The 19518-nt window shown below is 71.6% G+C and carries 13 protein-coding genes; 9 read left to right on the top strand and 4 right to left on the bottom strand.

Annotated elements, in window-relative coordinates; all coding sequences use genetic code 11:
• Both GCG21_RS15915 and GCG21_RS16915 read right to left on the bottom strand, forming a co-directional pair.
• On the bottom strand, positions 1 to 4353 hold a 4353-nt coding region (locus GCG21_RS15915), incomplete at its 3' end, for a PQQ-dependent sugar dehydrogenase (RefSeq protein ID WP_152910652.1).
• 711 nt (positions 4354 to 5064) lie between these two features.
• Positions 5065 to 6354 (bottom strand): polyprenyl synthetase family protein, encoded by a 1290-nt coding sequence (locus tag GCG21_RS16915; RefSeq protein WP_227994021.1) that lies wholly within the window; start codon positions 6352 to 6354, stop codon positions 5065 to 5067.
• Positions 6355 to 6648: 294 nt separating this feature from the next.
• Here GCG21_RS16915 and GCG21_RS15905 point away from each other — a divergent pair, with 294 nt between their 5' ends.
• The 7 genes from GCG21_RS15905 to GCG21_RS15875 are packed head-to-tail and all read left to right on the top strand — an operon-like array spanning position 6649 to position 13722.
• Positions 6649 to 7839 (top strand): inositol-3-phosphate synthase, encoded by a 1191-nt coding sequence (locus tag GCG21_RS15905; RefSeq protein WP_152910650.1) that lies wholly within the window; start codon positions 6649 to 6651, stop codon positions 7837 to 7839.
• Positions 7836 to 8708 (top strand): SCO3242 family prenyltransferase, encoded by an 873-nt coding sequence (locus tag GCG21_RS15900; RefSeq protein WP_152910649.1) that lies wholly within the window; start codon positions 7836 to 7838, stop codon positions 8706 to 8708. Before GCG21_RS15905 ends, GCG21_RS15900 begins: the two co-directional genes overlap by 4 nt.
• The gene (locus GCG21_RS15895) at positions 8705 to 9580 is read left to right on the top strand and encodes a sugar phosphate isomerase/epimerase (RefSeq protein WP_152910648.1); all 876 of its coding nucleotides are present in this window, start codon (positions 8705 to 8707) and stop codon (positions 9578 to 9580) included. Before GCG21_RS15900 ends, GCG21_RS15895 begins: the two co-directional genes overlap by 4 nt.
• Positions 9577 to 10260 (top strand): EboA domain-containing protein, encoded by a 684-nt coding sequence (locus GCG21_RS15890; RefSeq protein WP_227994020.1) that lies wholly within the window; start codon positions 9577 to 9579, stop codon positions 10258 to 10260. The genes GCG21_RS15895 and GCG21_RS15890 overlap by 4 nt, the downstream gene beginning before the upstream one ends.
• Positions 10261 to 10314: 54 nt before the next feature.
• Complete coding sequence (locus GCG21_RS15885; RefSeq protein ID WP_152910647.1) at positions 10315 to 11181, top strand: TatD family hydrolase; 867 nt, start codon at positions 10315 to 10317, stop codon at positions 11179 to 11181.
• 4 nt (positions 11182 to 11185) lie between these two features.
• Positions 11186 to 12355 (top strand): metabolite traffic protein EboE, encoded by a 1170-nt coding sequence (eboE, locus tag GCG21_RS15880; RefSeq protein WP_152910646.1) that lies wholly within the window; start codon positions 11186 to 11188, stop codon positions 12353 to 12355.
• Positions 12352 to 13722, top strand: coding sequence for an alkaline phosphatase family protein (locus tag GCG21_RS15875; protein ID WP_152910645.1), 1371 nt, complete (start codon positions 12352 to 12354; stop codon positions 13720 to 13722). Before eboE ends, GCG21_RS15875 begins: the two co-directional genes overlap by 4 nt.
• 336 nt (positions 13723 to 14058) lie before the next feature.
• On the opposite strand, the gene GCG21_RS15870 is transcribed toward GCG21_RS15875, so the two are convergent.
• A complete protein-coding gene (locus GCG21_RS15870) occupies positions 14059 to 15405 on the bottom strand; it encodes an ROK family protein (RefSeq protein ID WP_370517572.1) in 1347 nt (448 codons plus the stop codon).
• 81 nt (positions 15406 to 15486) lie between these two features.
• Between GCG21_RS15870 and xylA the strand changes: the two genes are divergently transcribed.
• On the top strand, positions 15487 to 16656 hold the full coding sequence (gene xylA, locus GCG21_RS15865) for a xylose isomerase (RefSeq protein ID WP_152910644.1): 1170 nt from the start codon (positions 15487 to 15489) through the stop codon (positions 16654 to 16656).
• Between the two features lie 1078 nt (positions 16657 to 17734).
• A complete protein-coding gene (locus tag GCG21_RS15860) occupies positions 17735 to 18652 on the top strand; it encodes an AEC family transporter (RefSeq protein WP_194165146.1) in 918 nt (305 codons plus the stop codon).
• Positions 18653 to 18667: 15 nt separating this feature from the next.
• On the opposite strand, the gene GCG21_RS15855 is transcribed toward GCG21_RS15860, so the two are convergent.
• The coding region (locus GCG21_RS15855; protein WP_194165145.1) for a nucleotidyl transferase AbiEii/AbiGii toxin family protein at positions 18668 to 19518 on the bottom strand (851 nt) is incomplete at its 5' end.

Below are 19518 nucleotides of genomic sequence, written 5' to 3'. Positions count from 1 at the left end.
GTAGGCGAGCACCTCCTGCCCATCCAGCCCGTCGCCACCCGTCGCATCGACGGTCAGCTCACCACCATCGATCGCGACCGACCGCGTCGTGAACGCCAGCGACTTCGTCGCACCATCGGCCAGACCCACAACAGACCTGGTACCGAAGGCCGTCTCCACACTCACATCGAGCGGGGCACCGGCCACATTCGTCACCGACGCCACCAGCACCTGCCGACCGGCCACACACCGAGTCGTCACCGACGTCTCCGTCAGCACCTCCGCCGGCGGCTCCGGCTCACCGGCCTCGAGCCCGGTGAGGTACTCGAACCCGGTCGTCACGAACTCCTCACCCTGAGGGGCCAGGTCGTACTCCATCACGTAGTACGCGATATCGGCCTCGAGCGCCGCCGCCAGGATCGCCTGCAACGGCACATCGCCCTCACCGAGGTTCGTGAACTGCGGACTTCCGGGACCGCCCAGGTTGATGGCGTCCTTGATGTGGAGCAGATCGATCCGGTCGCCGTAGGTCTCGAGCAGCGTCGGCACATCCACACCGGCATGGGCCGCCCAACCGACGTCCACCTGGAACGTCACGAACTCGGGATCGGTCTCGCGCACGAGGATCTCCCATGCCGAGAGCACCTCGCCCTCGTGCTCATAGGTCGTGGTGAACTCGCCGGCATGGTTGTGGCCGAAGAACTTGCCCACACCCGCCTCGACGGACCGCTGACCCAGCCGGTTCATCGCCTCGGCCGTGGCCAGCGTGTTCTCGTACGTGCCGATTCCCGGACTGGGGAATCCGCCCGAACCCACGTACTCCTGACCCACGGTCGAAACATACGCCAGCGTCTGATCGAAGTTGCCCTCGCTCACATTGTAGTGAGAGGACGGCACGCTCAATCCATTCGCATCCGCCAGTGCACGGAACTCCCCGGCCGTATAGCCGCTGTAGTTCCCGCCATACGGTTCGATATTCTCCAAACCGATCGAACCCAACCGGCCCAGCACCGACTCCAGCCCATCCGCATTCACCCATGGGATCAACGAATACAGCTGAATCGACACCCGGTCGACCGGTACCACCACCGGCTCGACCGGCACCTCATCGACCACCCGGAAGTAGTCGAAGGCGACCTCGGTCGGCTCGGACTGGCTCTTGCCGACCGTGAACAGGCCGGGCCCGGCGTCGCCGAGTCCGTTGTGCGTCACCGAGCCGGGCAGATCCGTCCACTCCTGGCCGTCATAGGAGAACGCTCCCGTGAACGTATCGCCGGAGCGGCTGAGCCGGACGTAGTAGTCGCCGTTTTCGGACAGCGGCAGGTCCGCGATGTCGGCCTGCTCGGGCTGCTGGAACTGCCCGTTCACCTCGGAACGGATCTCCAGGCGCAGGGGCGCCTCGTTGCCCGCCGTGTCGGCGGCGAAGACCGGGTCGACCTTGACGTAGTTGTCGGGGTCGGCGTAGACCATGATCCCGGCCTGGTGCCACTGGCTCGAGAGGCCCGAGTTGAACTTGGTCTCCACGGTCCACTCGTCGCCCTCGACGACGGTCGAACGCAGGATGTTCGGAACGGGCTCGTTCACCGTGCCGTTGATGTCGGCATCGACCGTGGTCACCCGGTAGGCGCCGTCGCTGACCCCTGCCAGGGCCGGGTCGTAGTCGATGATGTCCCAACGGCAGGCGTCGACCTCATCACCGTCGAACTCGTCGTCCGCCGAGATCTCGGCACCGGGGTTCGCGCACACGGGAGCCGCGGGGCCCTGCCCCGCGTCCGAGTGGAAGGCGAGCGAGTCGAGGTCGACTCCCCCGGTGCTGGTCACCACGAGCGAACCGGAACCCGCGGGGACGGTCTCGAGGGCCGCCTCGACGCTCTGCCAGCCGTCGGCTCCGGTGAACGCCAGTTCGGCGAACGGTGCCGGCTCGTCGTTCCAGCCCAGCGAGATCGTGCCCGTGCCCGTGCCCGTGGCGGTCACGGAGTCCATGACCTCACCGCTGGGAGCGTGCGTGAACGCGATCGGCGAGAAGGTGAGCGAATCGCCGTCGTCGAACTCGGTCACGTACGAGCCACCGCTGGCGCCGGCGTCGTTGACCACCGTGATGCCCTCGGCCGTGTCGTACCACTCGGCCTCCTGCAGCGTCGGCGTGAGGATGAGCGTGGCCTCCCCGGTCGTCGCCGGGACGTCGCCCTGGGCGTCGTCGGTGTAGCTCACCACGAGGGTTCCGAAGATCTTCTCTCCCGCCCCGTGGTCCTTCGCGCTCTCGCTCGTCTGGATCGTGAACTCGCACCCGGTGCCGGTGACCTCGGGGTGGGCGTGCTGGTCGTGGCCGAGCCCGAAGGTGTGCCCGACCCGCGCGCAGTCCGGTGTGTCGCCGTCCTCCGCGTCCGTGACGGACACGGTGATGTCGACGCTGTCGCCCCAGTCGAAGAACGAACCGTCGTCGACGTCGAGGGTGATCTCCGGCGCGGTGTTGCCGACCGTGATCTGCTGGACGGCCAGGCCGAAGAGGCCCTCCGGATCCGTCACGCGCAGGATCGCCTTGTACTGGCCGAGCTCGGAGTAGGTGTGGGTGATCGTCTCGCCCTGGTCGTCGATGACGCCGTCGCCGTCGAAGTCCCACTCGTAGGTGAGTGCCTCGCCCTCCGGATCGAAGGAGCCGGAGGCGTCGAAGGTCACGTCGAGCGGGGCGTCACTGCCGGAGACCTTGTCGACCGAGATCGCCGGCCGGGGGGTCTTGTTCTCCGGGTTGTAGTCGATGCGGTAGATGCCCGCCTCCGGGTTCTGCCGGAAGAAGCCCTTGCCGTACTCGAGCACATAGAGGGAGCCGTCCGGCCCGAACTCCATGTCCATGATTCCCGACCACTCGGGTGCCGCCTGCTCGTAGAGAGCCGAGCTCGGCAGGAAGTTGGTCACGCCGGTGACCTCCCCGGCGCTCGAGAGCTCGTCCATCTCGATGGCCGCGACGTAGTCCTGGGAGAACTCGGCCATGAAGGCCTTGCCGTCCCAGTACTCCGGGAACTGAGTCGGTGAGGGGTTGGTCTCGTCGTAGCGGAAGACGGGCCCGCCCATCGGGGCCTGACCGCCGCGGCTCGAGAAGGTCACGAACTCGTCCCAGGGCTGGTCCCCGGCGTTGTCGCCGTACCAGATCTGCGGCTGCGTGACCGCCGGGAGCTCGGTCAGGCCGGTGTTCCAGGTGGAGTTGTTCACCGGGGCGGCGCAGTCGAAGAACTCACCGGGGGTGCCGGTCTCGTAGTCCCACTCGTTGTAGGCGCCGCCGTCGTTCGGCCCGTGGCAATAGGGCCAGCCGCCATTCATCGGCTCGGTCGTCACCTGCCACTCGACATACCCCATGGGGCCGCGGTCGGCCTGGGCCGAACCGGAGTCGGGGCCGTAGTCGCCCCACATGAGCGCGCCGGACTCGAGGTCGTAGTCCATCCGGAACGGATTGCGCAGACCCGTGACGTAGATCTCCTCGCGCACGAGGTCCGGGTCGTACTCGGGTGAGTCGAAGAGGTTCCCGGCCGGGATGTCGTACGTGCTCCCGGGACCGGGCTCGGCGCCCTGCGCGATCTGGTCCAGAACGTCGATCCGCAGGATCGACCCGCGCAGGTCGTTGCTGTTGCCCGCGCCGCGGCGGGAGTCGAAGCCCGGGTTCATGCCCGGGGCGTTGTTGATCGGGGTGAACCCGTTCGCACCGGGCGTGCCCGCGGGGGTGTTGTCACCCGAGGACAGATAGAGGTTGCCGTCCCCGTCGAAGGCGATGTCGGCACCGACGTGGCAGCACTGACCGCGCTGGGCGGTGATCTTGATGATCTCCTGCTCGCTCGTCAGGTCGAGGGTGTTCGAGGCGCCGTCCCACTGGAACCGGGACAGCACGTTGTAGCCGAGCCACTGGTCCCAGTACGTGTCCGCGTCGGCTCCGTCCGGGAGCTGCTCGGGGGCGCTCCCCTGCGGTGTCGTCTCCGGGTAGGCGACCCCGGTCGGCGAGGTCCCCGCCATGACGCGCGGGGCGTAGACGAGGTAGACCCAGTTGTTCTCCTCGAAGTCCGGGTCGAGGGCGATGCCCTGGAGGCCGTCTTCGGAGTTGTTGTAGACGTCGATGTCTGCGACCTCACGGGTGAGGCCCGTCGACGGGTCCGTCAGGCGGACGACGCCGTCGCGCGCCGTGTGCAGCACGCGCGAGTCGGGCAGCACCGCCAGGTCGATCGGCTCACCGGTGTTCTTGGTGAGCAGGATCTTCTCGTAGTTGTCCCACTCGAGTGCGGGATCCTCCGCTGCGAGGGCGGCGGTACCGGCCGGGTCGGTGTCGCCGTCGTGCCCAGGATGAGCACTCGCCCCGCTGATCGCGAGCGGCAACACCAAGCCGGCGGCCATGACCGCCGCCGCGCCTCGGGCCGACCATCGGCCGGCCCTTCTCCTTCTGACCACATTTCCTCCTCGAAATTGCGCGCCCAGATCGCGAGATGGCACAGCAGCACGGCGACGTGAGCAGCGTCGGTTGGTCACGGGGGCGGCGTGGACACCGCATGCGGCGGGCCACCGGCCCTGATTACCGTGATGTGTCCCACCCTAGTCGCGGTTTTGTAATCGTCAACCATGAAGTCTGGAGTGCAGAGTCGCTCAAATGTCACACTTCTGCACAGAGAAGTCGCCTTCCGGTGCGTGATGAACGAAAACGAGCGTCATACCGATCGACCAGCGCGCGTTCTGCGCCGAAAACGAGCATCGAACGCCATCCTCCGGTCGAACGCCGAACCTCCCGATCGGTGACGACCATTCGGATGATCCGACCGACCGCGCGTACGACATCACCCAAAGCCTCGGGCCATATGTCGATCCGCATTCCCGTTAATAGACTATCGGCTTATCCCGAAGTCACTTTCGTCGAATCGAATTCCTCGGCCATTCACCACCCGTGGCCCGGAGCGCGCCGACACGGACCGGCCACGCGGCGTCCGTCGCCTCCCGACGACCGACACGATCCGCAGCGCCGACTCAGCGCTCACACCGGGCCGGGCGGGCCTGGGCGCCCTGGGCGTCCTGAGCGTCCCGTGTGTCCTGGGCGCCCCGTGTGTCCTGGGTGTCCTAAGCGCCCCGTGTGTCCTGGGCGTCCTCCGTGTCCTGGGCGCCATGCGTGACCTCCGTGTCCTGGGCGCCCCGTGCGTCCTGGGCGCCCTCAGCGCCCCGTGTGTCCTGGGCGTCCTCCGCGTCCTGGGCGCCCTGCGTGACCTCCGCGTCCTGAGCGCCCTGGGCCGTGCCGGCCGCCGGGGCCGTACCGGCAGCATGGGCCGTGCGGGCCACATACTCGGCGGCGCCGTCGAGGGAGGCCTCGATCATCCCGGCGGCGCCGAGGAGTACCCGGGTCACCGCCGGCCCGAGCGCCGCGCCGGCCAGCGTCTCGCGGAGGCGCACGAGCACCTCCCGCGCCTGCCGGTCGACCTCCACCGGCGCACCCGATCGGGCCAGCTCCGTGCGCATCGCCTCGGCGGTGGCCATGTCGAGGTCCGCGCGTCCGAGGTGATCGCGCAGGCTCGACCACACCGGCAGGGTGCGCGCGTGCAGCATGAGCGAGGTCGCCTTGCCCTCCCGCAGATCGGACAGCGAGCTCTTGCCCGTCACCTCCTCGGGCGCGAACAGCCCGACCAGGTCGTCGGCCAGCTGGAACGCGACCCCGAGGCCGTGCCCGATCTCGTCGAGCAGTTCGCGCGCGCCGGCGGGGGCGTCCGCCAGGATCGCCGCGGCCCGCACCGGGGCCTGGAACGAGTAGAAGGCGGTCTTCTCCGCCGCGATCGACATCGCCTTCTCGTGCGAGACCTCCCACAGCCCGTGGCCCGCCGCGACGTCGTCGAGCTCACCGGCCACGCTCACGAAGATCGTGTCCCACAGCAGCTCGGCGAGCTCCCCCCGGATCCGGGCCGGGCCGTCCACCTCCGCCACGAGCCGGTGGGCCAGCCCGATCGCGAGATCGCCCGCGAGCACGGCGGAGGCCTCCGCGAAGTGCTGTGCCGGTGCGCTCCCCGCGCCGGCGGCCACCGCGGCCGCATGCATGCCGGCGGCGAGGTTCGGCACCCCGCGGCGCACGGTGTCGTGATCGATGAGGTCGTCGTGCACGAGGAAGCCCGCGTGCAGGAGTTCGAAGGCCGCGCCGAGCCGCGCGGCCGCCGGATGATCGCCGCCGCCGAGACCCCGATGGACCTCGATCACGAGCCGGCCGCGGAAGTGCTTGCCGCCGGCGACCGCGCGTCGCAACTCCCGCCACAGCAGGTCGCAGGCCGCGCCGTGGCCGGCCGCTCGGCGCCGGTTCTCGGCCATGAGCCCCTCGAGCACCGCCCCGACCTCGGGAGCGGGGCCCTGCGGGTACGCATCGTTGTTCATCTCGGCACCTTCCCGATCCTCACGCACTCCGGGCCCACGGTCTGGGCCCACGGTCTCCGTTCGGAGGAGCCCCCGGCGACCGTCGGCGCCTGCCGGCGGCTTCACCGGGGTGGCTTGCATAGTGACGACTTTCATATAACCTGACCTGAGAGAGTGACGCAAGTTGCCGCACTTACGAACGCGAAGCCGCGACTAACGTAAGTCGGACACTTCGTTGCACCCTCGTCGATACAGATAGATCACAGCCGATCGCCGCTGCCACGGCGCGACGGTCACATCACAGAGGTGAGAGATATGACGACAAGCCAGGCACGTGACAACGTGGGCACGCAGGCAGGCACGGCCCGGACAGGCATCTGGTTCGTCGGAGCCCGGGGCTCGGTGGCCACGACCGCGACGATCGGAACCCTCGCCGTGAGCGCCGGGCTCTCGGACCGGACCGGACTGGTCTCCGAGCTCGAGCCGGTCGCGGCCGCGGGCCTCCTCGACGTCGGCACCCTCGTGACCGGCGGCCACGACGTCAGCAGCACCCCACTGACCGAACGCGCGCAGCTGCTCGCCGATTCCGGAGTCTTCCCGACCGCGCTCGTGCGGGCCCTGGACGCCGAGCTCGGCGCCGCCGACGCCCGCATCCGGCTCGCCCCGCAGCAGGCGACCCAGCGCGCCGTCCTCGACGCGATCGAGGCCGACATCCGCGCCTTCCAGCGGGACAACGACCTCGCCCGCGTCATCGTCGTGGACGTGAGCAACACCGAGGCCCCGGCCGCCTCCACGCCCGAACTCGACAGCCTCGCGGCGCTCGAGAGCGCGCTGGACGCCGGCGCCGCCCCCCTGCCGCAGAGCTCGGCCTACGCCTACGCCGCCTACCGGGCCGGCTGCCCGCTCGTCGCCTTCACCCCGAGCCCCGGCCCGGCCCCGGCGGCGCTCGGGGAACTGGCTGAGCAGCAGGGCCTGCCGTGGGCCGGCCGAGACGGCAAGACCGGGGAGACCCTCGTCAAGACGACCCTGGCCCCGATGTTCGCGACCCGCAACCTCGCCGTGCGGTCGTGGGCCTCCTACAACCTCCTCGGGGGCGGCGACGGCCAGGCACTCGCCGACCCGGTGGCCGTGGCGAGCAAGACCGCCACGAAGGGCGCCGGCGTCGACGCGATCCTGGGACACCACGTCGACGGCCCCCTGCGCATCGACTACGTCGAGGACCTCGGCGACTGGAAGACCGCGTGGGACCACGTCTCCTTCGAGGGATTCCTCGGCACCCGGATGACCATGCAGTTCACCTGGCAGGGCTGCGACTCCGCCCTGGCCGCGCCCCTCGTGCTCGACCTCGTGCGGCTCGTGGCCCGGGCGCACGAGGCCGGCCAGGTCGGCGTCATCGGCGCGCTGTCGTTCTTCTTCAAGGAGCCGATGGGCAGCGGTGAGCACTCGATCTCCGCGCAGTGGACCGCCCTGACCGACTGGTGCGCGAAGCTCGCGCTGCCCGCATGACCTCGCTGCGCGACCTCGCCGAACTCGTGCGGCTCCCGGCCGCGCTCACCGCTCCCGGGGACGTGTTCTCGGGAGCGGCGGCGGCCGGGGCCCTGCGGGGCTGGCGGCCCGCCGCCCTCGCGGCCTCCTCCGCCTGCCTCTACTGGGCCGGGATGGCCCTGAACGACTACGCGGACCGAGACCTGGACGCCGTCGAGCGCCCGGAGCGGCCGATCCCCTCCGGCCGGGTGACCCCGGCCACCGCGCTGCGGCTCGCCGGCGGGCTCACCGCCACCGGCATCGCCCTGGCGGCTGCGAGTGGACGGCGCCCGCTCGCCACCGCGATCCCGCTCGCCGGCGCCGTCTGGGCATACGACCTGCTGGCGAAGCCGACCCCGGCGGGCCCGCTCGTCATGGGCTCGGCCCGGTTCCTCAACGTGCTCCTCGGCGCGTCCACCGCCCCGCGCGGCCGGCGGTCGGGCCTGCCGGCCGCACTCGCGGTCGGCACCCACGTCACGGCCGTCACCGCGCTGAGTCGCGGCGAGGTGCACGGCTCGTCCCCGGCGACCGCCCGAGCCGCGCTCTCGGTGACCGCCGCCGTCACGGCCACGGTCGCCGCGTCGTCCCTGCGCTCGGGCCGGCCGCCGGCGCGGCTGGCCGCGGCGGGGTGCGCCGCGGGATACGCGGCGAGCGTCGGACGCGCCCAGGCCGCCGCCGTCCGCAGCCCGGACGCGGGCACCGTGCGGCGGGCGACCCGCAGCGGGATCCACGGCCTCGTCCCGCTCCAGGCGGCGCTCCTGGCCGGCCGGGGCGCGGTCGCGGCGGCCGCGGCCCTCCTGGCCGCCGGCCCCGCGCTGCGCGCCGGCGCGAAGCTGGTGTCGCCGACATGAGCCTGCGACTGTCCTACGGCACGAACGGCTTCGGCGATCACCCGCTGCCCGCGGCGCTCGACGTCATCGCCGGCCTCGGCTACGACGGGGTCGCCCTCACCCTCGACCACCAGCACCTCGATCCGTTCGCGCCGGGCCTGCCCGCCCGGGTCGACGCCGCCCGGGCCATGCTCACCGAACGCGGCCTCGGCGTGGTCGTCGAGACCGGGGCCCGGTACCTGCTCGACCCCTGGCGCAAGCACGAGCCGACCCTCGTCTCGGCCGCCGGGCGCGAGCCGCGGCTCGAGCTGACCCGGCGCGCGGTCGACATCGCGCGGGACCTCGGCGCCGACGTCGTGCACCTCTGGTCGGGGATCCTCCCGGCCGGCACCTCCCCCGGGGCCGGCTGGGAGCGGCTGCTCGCCGGGATGTCGAAGCTCGTGCCCCACGCCGAGGCCGCGGGGGTCCGGCTCGCGTTCGAGCCGGAACCGGGGATGTTCATCGAGACCCTCGCCGACCTGCGGGAGCTGCGCCGCCGGCTCGGCTCGCCGCCCGCCGTGGGGGCCACGGTCGACGTGGGCCATCTCGTGTGCATCGAGGACGAGTCGCCGGCCGACTGCATCCGCGGCGCCGCCGGGGACGTGCTGCACGTCCAGATCGAGGACATGCGCCGCGGCGTGCACGAGCACCTCGAGTTCGGCGAGGGCGAACTCGACCTGCCGGCCGCGCTCGGCGCGCTGCTCGAGATCGACTACCGCGGCCTCGTCTCGGTCGAGCTCGCCCGGCACAGCCCCACGGCCCCCGCCACCGCGGCCCGGTCGATGCGGGCCCTGCGCGACGCGCTCGACCGGCTCCCCCGCTCCCCATCCCCCGCCACCGAGGAGGCATCATGACCCAGCGAGCCCGAGCCGCACTCGACGGGCGGCTCACGCCCGCCGCCGCCGACCGACTCACCGAGATGACCGCGGCGATCGCCGCCGATCCGGCGGCGATCAGGCGCCTGTTCCCGGCGGCGGCCCGCGAGGTCGCCCGCGGGCCCCTCGACGAGGCGGATCCGACCGGCATCACCGGCCCCACCCTCGACGACGCCGTCCGTGCGGTTCTGCTCGAGACCCTCGCCTCGGCGCAGCCGGACGAGCAGCGCGCCGCCGAGGTGGCGGCGCTGTACCGATACGGCGACGGCGACGAGAAGCGCGCGATCCTGCGCTCGCTGCCCGCCCTCGACGTCGGCGAGGGCGCCCGGGCGCTCGTGACCGATGCCCTGCGCACGAACGACCTGCGCCTCGTGGGCGCGGCGATGGGCGCCTGGGCCGGGGAGCACCTCGACGACGACACGTGGCGCCAGGGCGTGCTCAAGTGCCTGTTCATCGGGGTGCCGCTCGCGGCCGTCCAGCGCCTGCGCGAGCGGGCGGACGCCGAGCTCGCGCGGATGGTCGCGGCCTTCGGGCACGAGCGGTGCGCCGCGGGCCGGCCCATCCCCCCGGACTCGCGCCTCGTGCTCGACCACTTCCCCGAGGTCGCGGCCCGCTTCCCCGACGTCGCGGCGGCCCTGCCGACCGTCCCGGCGCCCTGACCTGTCCGATCACCCCCGATCCGCCGGCACCAGCCTGAACCAGGAGCAGCACCCATGCGCATCTTCGACCCGCACATCCACATGTCCGCCCGCACGACCGACGACTACGAGACCCTCCACGCCGCCGGGGTCCGGGGCCTGGTGGAACCGGCGTTCTGGCTCGGGCAGCCGCGCACGAGCGTCGAGTCCTTCGTGGACTATTTCGACTCCCTCCTGGGCTGGGAGCGGTTCCGGGCCTCGCAGTTCGGCATCGCCCACCACGCGACCATCGCGCTCAACCCGAAGGAGGCGAACGACCCCCGCTGCGTCGGCGTGCTCGATCTCCTCCCCCGCTACCTGGCCAAGGACGGCGTGGTCGCCGTCGGGGAGGTCGGGTTCGACTCGATGACGACGGCCGAGGAGTTCGCCTTCGCCCGCCAGCTCGAGCTCGCGATCGAACACGGCCTGCCCGCCATGGTGCACACCCCGCACCGCGACAAGGCCGTGGGCACCCGGCGCACCCTCGACCTGGTCGAGGAGTCGGGGATCGACCCCGGCATGGTCGTGGTCGACCACCTGAACGAGACGACCGTGGACATGGTCGCCGACGCCGGCTGCTGGCTCGCGTTCTCCATCTACCCCGACACGAAGATGGACGAGGATCGGATGGTCGCGATCCTGCGCGAGCACGGCCTCGAGAAGGTGATGATCAACTCGGCGGCCGACTGGGGCCGCGCCGACGTGCTCAAGCCCCTCAAGACCGGTCGGGCGATGCTCGCCGGCGGCTTCAGCGAGGACGACGTGGACCGGCTGCTCTGGCGCAACCCCGTGGAGTTCTTCGCCCAGAGCGGGCGGCTCATGCTCGACCGCGTCGAGGAGCCCGCGGCCGCGTTCGAGGGCAACTCGATCCTGCGCGGCGAGCGCAAGAGCGACGAGGACTGACCGGATGCGCCTTCGACACCCGGACGGCTCCCTCATCCACCTGGCCTACTGCAGCAACGTCCACCCCGCCGAGGATCCGGAGGGGATCCACGCCCAGCTGCGGCGCTTCGCCGGGCCGGTGCGCGAGCGCCTCGGCGTGGACCGGCTCGGCGTGGGGTTGTGGCTGCCCGCCGCCACCGCCGCCCTCCTCGCCGCCGACGCCCGCGAACTCGACGCGCTCCGGGCCGTGCTCGACGAGCAGGGCCTCGAGGTCGTCACCCTGAACGCGTTCCCCTACGGCGGATTCCACGACCGGGTGGTCAAGCACCGCGTGTACCGGCCGGACTGGACCGAGCCGGAGCGGCTCGCCTTCACCCTCGATGCGGCCACCGTGCTCGCCGGGCTGCTGCCCGGCGATGCGGCCCGCGGGAGCATCTCCACGCTCCCGCTCGCCTGGCACGCGCCCTGGTCCGACGACGCCCGCGGCCTCGCCCGGGCCAATCTGGACGCCCTCGCCGTGGGCCTGGAACGGCTGCGCGAGCGCACCGGCCGGCACATCCGCGTCGGCTTCGAGCCGGAGCCGGGCTGCGTGATCGAGACGACGGAGGAGGCGATCGCCGAACTCGCCGGGGTCGACACCACCCATCTGGGGGTGTGCGTCGACGCCTGCCACCTCGCCACCGCGTTCGAGGACGCCGGGACGGCGGTCGCGGCCCTGGCCTCGGCCGGGCTGCCCGTGGTCAAGGCCCAGCTGTCCGCGGCGCTGCACGTGGCCGACCCGGCCGCGGCCGCGACCCGGGAGCTGCTCGAGGAGTTCGTGGAGGAGCGCTTCCTGCACCAGGTGCGCGAGCCGGCCCCGGGCGGGGGCCTGCTCCACCGCGACGACCTGCCGGACGCGCTCGCCGGCGACGCCCTGCCGGCGAGCGAACCCTGGCGGATCCACTTCCACCTGCCGCTGCACGCCGCCCCGAGCGCGCCGCTGGCAGGAACCGGCGCCGAACTCGTCGAGACCATGCGGGCACTCGTCGGCGGCGAGCGGCCCCTGACCGACCACCTCGAGGTGGAGACCTATACCTGGACCGTGCTGCCCGAGGGGCAGCGCCCGACCGACGACGCGGGCCTCGTGGCCGGCATCGCCGCCGAGCTCGCCCAGGCCCGCAGCCACGCCCACGACCTCGGACTGGAGAACGCATGACCAAGCTGCTGGTGCTCGACGTCGTGGGGCTGACCCCCCGCCTGCTCGAGCACATGCCCCGACTGCGCCGGGTCGCCGACCGCGGCTACCAGGCCACCCTCGAGACCGTGCTGCCGGCGGTCACCTGCTCCGCCCAGTCGACCTTCCTCACCGGGCTGCTGCCCACCGACCACGGCATCGTGGGCAACGGCTGGCTGTTCCGCGACCTGGGCGATGTGCTCCTGTGGCGCCAGCACAACGGCCTCGTCGAGGGCGAGAAGCTGTGGGAGACCGCCCGGGCGACCCGCCCGGACCTGACCGTGGCGAATATCTGCTGGTGGTACGCCATGGGCGCGACCGTCGACACGACCGTCACGCCCCGGCCGGCCTACTACGCGGACGGGCGCAAGGAACCGGACTGCTGGACCTGGCCGCCGTCGGTCCACGACCGGCTCGTGGCCGAACTCGGCCCGTTCCCGCTGTTCACGTTCTGGGGCCCGGGCGCCTCGATCGCGAGCTCGGAGTGGATCATCGGCGCGACCCGCATGCTCATGCCCGAGCACGACCTCACCCTGTCGTACGTGCCCCACCTCGACTACGACCTGCAGCGCTTCGGGCCCTCCGGACCGGAGGCGATCCGGGCCGCGCGCGAGGTCGACCGGGCGCTCGCCCCGCTGCTCGACGACGCCGACCGGCTCGGCGCCCGGGTCGTGGTGCTGAGCGAATACGGGATCACCGACGTCTCCCGCGCGGTCGACGTCAACCGGGTGCTGCGCCGGGCCGGACTGCTGCACGTGCACCACAACGAGACGGGCGAGATCCTCGACACCTGGACCTCACCGGCCTTCGCGGTCGCCGATCATCAGGTCGCCCACGTCTACGTGCGCGACGAGGACGACATCCCCCGGGTGCGCGACCTCCTCGCCGACGTTCCCGGGGTCGGGCAGGTGCTCGACGCCGAGGGCAAGCGGGAGCAGGGGCTCGACCACCCCCGCTCGGGCGAGCTCGTGCTCGTGGCCGAGCCGGATTCGTGGTTCACCTATTACTACTGGCTCGACGACGCGAACGCCCCCGACTTCGCCCGGCTCGTGGAGATCCACAAGAAGCCCGGCTACGACCCGGTCGAGCTGTTCATGGATCCGCAGGACCGCTGGGTCAAGCTCCGGGCCGGTACCGCCCTCGCGCGCAAGAAGCTCGGGATGCGTTACATGATGGACGTCGTCCCCCTCGATCCCGCTCCGCTGCGCGGCAGCCACGGCAGACTCCCGGACGACCCGCTCGACGGGCCGGTGCTGCTGTGCTCGGACCCGGCCGCGCCGCGCACCCAGGTGCGGGCCGTCGAGGTGCGCGACCTGTTGCTCGACCTCGTCGGCGGCCGCGCCGGCTGAGGCCCGCCCACGCGGGTCGTGCCGGCCCGTCCGGTCCGCACGGCCCGCCCACCCCGGCGTATCCGGCCCTGCGCCGGCGTATGGACGGCGCCCGCTCGCCTCTCCCAGGGGCTCGCCTCTTCCAGGGGCTCGCCTCTCCCAGGGGCTCGCCTCTCCCAGGGGCTCGCCTCTCCCAGCGGCTCGCCTCTCCCAGCGGCTCACCTCTCCCAGCGGCTTACCTCTCCCAAAGGCTCAGGGGCTCGCCGCTCCCATGGGCGGCCGATCGCAGCGCTCGCCGAGGGCTCGCCGGCCACCGCACTGCCGTGGGGCCGGCGGGTCCTCGGCGGGCCGAGCCGGCTAGGCGGCGCCGTTGACCCAGGGGCTCGGGTCTGCGAGCACTCCCCGCAGCACCTCGCGGGCCCCGCCGGTGAGTGCGGCGAAGTCTCGGACCGGGGCGATGAGCAGGTCGACCGGTTCGTGCGGGGCGTAGAGGACCCCGCGGTCGAGCCATTCCCGGATGGCGGGCCGCAGCTGCTCGAACAGCGGGGCGTAGATCCCGCCGAGCACGACGGCCTCGACGTCGACGATGTTGACGTAGTCGGCCAGGGCCCGCCCGAGCGCATCGGCGGCCGTGGCCACGGCGGACCGGGCCCGCGACCCCTGCTCCCCCGCGGACCGCAGGGCCGCGGTGAGGTCGTCGATCCCGGCGGCGGGTGCGAGTCCGGCACCGGGTTCGAGTCCGGCACTGGGTGCGAGTCCGGCAGCGGGTTCGAGTCCGGCAGCGGGTTCGAGTCCGGCAGCGGGTGCGAGTCCGGCAGCGGGTTCGAGTCCGGCACCGGGTGCGAGTCCGGCAGCGGCGAGGATCGCGCCCTGGCCCGCGTACTGCTCGAGGCAGCCGTGGTTGCCGCACCGGCACACGGGCCCGCTCCGGTGCACGACCACGTGGCCGATCTCGCCGCTCCACCCGTGCCGGCCCTCGAACAGCTCGCGGTCGAACAGGATCGCCGAGCCGATCCCCACCCCGCCGGAGACGTAGACGAACGATCCGGGCAGCTCGACCTCGCCCCGGGTGCGCGCCGCGGCCCGCATCGGGGTCTGGGCGAGGCCGGCGAGCTTGGCCTCGTTGCGCACCACCACGTCGATGCCGGATAGGCCGAGCGGTGCCAGCGGGTCGAGGTCGCGCCAGCCCAGGTTCGGGGCGATCTCGAGCCGCCCGGCGCTCGCGCGCACGAGTCCGGGCAGCGCGAGCCGGGCACCCGCCACGGTCATCCCGTCGGCCTCGACCCCGCGGACGAGCTCGCGCGCCAGGTGCCCGAGCCGCCCGAGCACCTGGCCGGGCTCGGAGCCGGCGAAGTCGCCGCTGAGGATCTCCTGCGCCACGACCTCGCCGGTGAGGTCGAGTATCCGCGCCCCGACGTAGCCGAGGTTCACCTCGAGGCCCAGGCCCACGAGCGATCGGGGCGCAGGGGCCAGGGGAACCCCCGGCCGGCCCACCCCGCGGGCCGCGGGCAACGGGAGCTCGCGCACGATGCGGGCGGAGATGAGCCGATCCACGAGGGTGGAGACCGTCGCTCTCGTCAACCCCGTGCGGGCGGCGACGCCCGCACGCGAGGGCGGGGCTGCGTCGTCATAAATCACATCGACCACCGCGGCGAGGTTGAGTTCACGCAGGCTGTGCTGCCCGGCGGCGGTGGTCGTGGTCACGCCTTGACCCTAGCAGCGCGGCATGAGTATGTTAATCCGTACAACTAATCGCGTTGTCCGACTCGACGAGGAGCTTCACCCATGACCGACGACATCAAGTACTCCTTCGGCCTCTGGACGGTCGGCTGGCAGGCCGTCGACCCGTTCGGCGAGGCGACCCGGCCCCCGCTCGACCCGGCCGACTCGGTGCGCAAGCTCGCCGAGATCGGGGCGTACGGGTTCACCTTCCACGACAACGACGTGTTCCCGTTCGACGCGGACGACGCCGACCGCCGGGCGCGGATCGACTCGGTGCGCAGGGCCGCCGAGGAGACCGGGCTCTCGATCGAGATGGTCACCACGAACACGTTCACCCACCCGATGTTCAAGGACGGCGCGTTCACCTCGAACAACCGCGGCGTACGACGCTTCGGGCTGCGCAAGGTGCTGCGCAACGTCGACCTGGCGGCCGAGCTCGGCGCGAAGACGTTCGTCATGTGGGGCGGGCGCGAGGGCACCGAGTACGACAACTCGAAGGACCTGCACGCCGCCCACGCCCGCTACGCCGAGGGGATCGACACGGTCGCGGCGTACATCAAGGAGCGCGGCTACGCGCTGCGGATCGCGATCGAGCCGAAGCCGAACGAGCCCCGCGGCGACATCTTCCTGCCCACGATCGGGCACGCACTCGGGCTCATCGCCACCCTCGACCACCAGGACATAGTGGGCCTCAACCCCGAGACCGGGCACGAGCAGATGTCGAACCTCAACTACACGCACGGGCTCGCGCTCGCGCTGTACGCCGGCAAGCTGTTCCACATCGACCTGAACGGCCAGAACGGGCCGAAGTTCGACCAGGACCTCGTGTTCGGCCACGGCAACCTGCTCTCGGCGTTCTTCACGGTGGACCTGCTCGAGAACGGCTCCCCCGGCGGCGGGCCCGCGTTCGAGGGCACCCGCCACTTCGACTACAAGCCCTCCCGCACCGAGGGCTCCGAGGGCGTGTGGGAATCGGCCAAGGCGAACATGGAGATGTACTCGATGCTCGCGGCGAAGTCGAAGCAGTACCGGGCCGACCCCGAGGTGCAGGAGGCCCTCGCCCACGCGGGCGTGTTCGAGCTGGGCGAATCCACGCTCGGCGCCGGGGAGACCTTCGAGCAGTTCCTCGCCGACCCGACCACGCGGGAGACCTTCGACGTCGACGCCGCGGCCGAGCGGGACTACGGCCTCGTGCGCCTGCACCAGCTCGCGCTGCGCCACCTGGTGGGCTGAGCCACTCCGTTCGGCACTGCCTTCGGCACAACGGTGCGGTCGCGATCCGGATCGCGACCGCACCGTTGTGTCTCGGCCCGTCGCCACCCAGCCGAGCAGGGCGAAACCCCGGTTCCAGAGCCGGATTCCCCGGAAACCACCCTGGTCGACGACCAGAAGCCGGGTTTGGCCCTGGTCGCCGGCTGGATGCCGGGTTCTGACCCGGCCACGGGCGGCGCATCCGGGTGGCCGACCGGTGACCCTCCGGCCGAGCACGGTGAAACCCCGGTTCCGGAGCCGGATTCCCCGGAAACCACCCTGGTCGACGACCAGAAGCCGGATTCGCCCCTGGTCAACGGCCGGATGCCGGGTTCTGCCCCAGCCACGGGCGGCGCATCCGGGTGGCCGACCGACAACCCTCCGGCCGAGCAGGGCGAAACCCCGGTTCCAGAGCCGGATTCCCCGGAAATGACCCTGGTCGACGACCAGAAGCCGGGTCTGGCCCTGGTCGCCGGCTGGATGCCGGGTTCGACCCCGGTCGACGACCAGACGCCGGATCTGCCCCTGGTCAACGGCCGGATGCCGGGTTCTGCCCCAGCCACGGGCGGCACATCCGGGTGGCCGACCGACAACCCTCCGGCCGAGCAGGGCGAAACCCCGGTTCCGGAGCGGATTCCCCGGAAACCACCCTGGTCGACGACCAGAAGCCGGGTCTGGCCCTGGTCGACGGCCGTAAGCTCGGTTGGACCCTGGTCGACGACCAGAAGCCGGATCTGCCCCTGGTCAACGGCCGGATGCCGGGTTCTGCCCCGGCCACGGGCGGCGCATCCGGGTGGCCTACCGGCGACCCCCCAGCCGACCAGGGCGAAACCCCGGTTCCGGAGCCGGATTCCCCGGAAACCACCCTGGTCGGCGACCAGATGCCGGGTTTGGCCCTGGTCGCTGGCTCGAAGCCGGATTCGACCCTGGTCGGCGACCGGAAGCCGGGGTCGACCCCGGTCGCGAGGAGAGCCCGCCGCCCGCCGACTCTGGGATGATCGAGCGACCCGCTCCCCACCCGGAACCCGCCCGTGCACCCGACCTCCATCCCCGCCGCCACATGAATGGCGTCGTCACGGGATTCGCCACGATCGTGGCGGTCATCGCCGTCGGCTACCTCGCGGCCCGGCGCGGGATCGTGCCCGGCGACGGCGACCGACTCCTCGCCCGGATCTCCTTCAGCATCGCGATGCCCGCGCTGCTGTTCCTCACGCTCATGGACGCCGACCCCGCCCGGGTGTTCTCCCCGCTGCTCGTGGGGATCCTGGTGAGCAGCCTGGCGATGGCGCTGGTCTACCTGCTCCTCGCCCGCCTCCGCCGCAGGCAGCCGCTCGGCGACCTCATCATCGGGGCACTGTCGTCGTCCTACGTCAACGCCGGCAACCTCGGCATCCCGATCGCGGCATACGTGCTCGGCGACGCCTCCTACGTGGCCCCGGTGCTGTTCACCCAGCTGCTCGTGCTCGCGCCGATCTCGCTCACGATCCTCGATCTGACCACGGCCGCCACGCTCACCCCGCGCTCCTGGCTGCGCCCGCTGCTCAATCCGATCATCCTCGCCTCCGCCGCGGGCCTCGCGCTCGGGGCGACCGGCTGGCGCCTGCCCGCCGTCATCCACGATCCGATCTCGCTCCTGGCCGGGGCCGCCGTGCCGCTCGCGCTGCTCACCTACGGCATCTCGCTGTGGGGCTCGGGCGGGCTTCGCGGCGTGCGTCCCTCCGCCGAGATGGGATTGGGGACGACGCTCAAGGCAGTCGTGCATCCCGCGTTCGCCTACTGTCTGGGTCGCTTCGTGCTGCACCTCGAGGCGCCCGACCTGTTCGCCCTTACCGTGCTCGCGGCGCTCCCGACGGCGCAGAACGTCTACGTGTACGCGCTCCGGTACTCCACCGGGGTCGCGCTCGCGCGTTCGACGATCCTCGTGACCACGGCGCTCTCGATCGGCGTCGTGACGGCCATCGCGGCCTTCCTCGGCTGAGGGCGCCGATAGCCGTCAGTCGTCGATCCCGGTTGTTCCGATGACGTCGATGATCTCGGCGAGCCACAGCCGTGCTTCCGCGACGTCGGGCAGGATCGAAGTGCGCCCGGCCACTCGAGTCTCTTCGCGTGCGTCGGCATAGCCCAACGCCCAGCCATCCATCGGACGCAACGGAAGCGGCGGCCACGGCTGCTGATCTCGCCACGCAAACGTCCGCACACAGAGACTGTGGAGACTCGGCAAATCCGGCTTCGCCTGCCAGAGTAGCTGCAGATCGACCAGGTCGTGTGCGCGCATGTACGCGGGATCGGTCACGGCGTGAAGCTTCTGCGCAATCTGGTATTCGAGATCGACCACCGCGACGGGCCGAAACTCACCGAATCCGAAATGCGCACCGAACTGTGTGAGGTCGCGGTCGACCTCTCGTCGACTGTAGGCGTACGGATCGATCTCGGGATCGGAGACCTCGACGTCGAGCCCACCCCACGGGACGTCCAGAAACGCGATCGACACCCGGTACGGGTGCATGACGTATTCCGGCCGGGCGAGTCCCGGATCGTGGATCCGCCGCGCCCTCACTGTCGCTGTGAAGGCGATCCGGCTCATCGCCCCGGGATTCCGTCGAGCCTCACGCTTCGACGGCGGAACCCTCCCCCAGCCCTCCGAGAGTCGCATTCGAAACGCCTGCGCGAATTCCTCCCCGCGAGCGCGCGTAGAAACATCGAGGTCCGACGTTGCTGGCTCTTCGTGGTTCGTGGTGAAAGGGGCCTGCGCGTCGTAGGCGTGTGAGGGCTCGTGGTCCTGCTGTGATGGGTGTTGCGAGACATCCACAAGAGCAGAGGACCACGAGCTATGGACGAGTTTAC

The organism is Pseudactinotalea sp. HY160 (assembly GCF_009372055.1).
In the GTDB taxonomy this organism is placed as follows: domain Bacteria; phylum Actinomycetota; class Actinomycetes; order Actinomycetales; family Beutenbergiaceae; genus HY158.
This window is presented reverse-complemented; position numbering and strand designations above follow the sequence as displayed.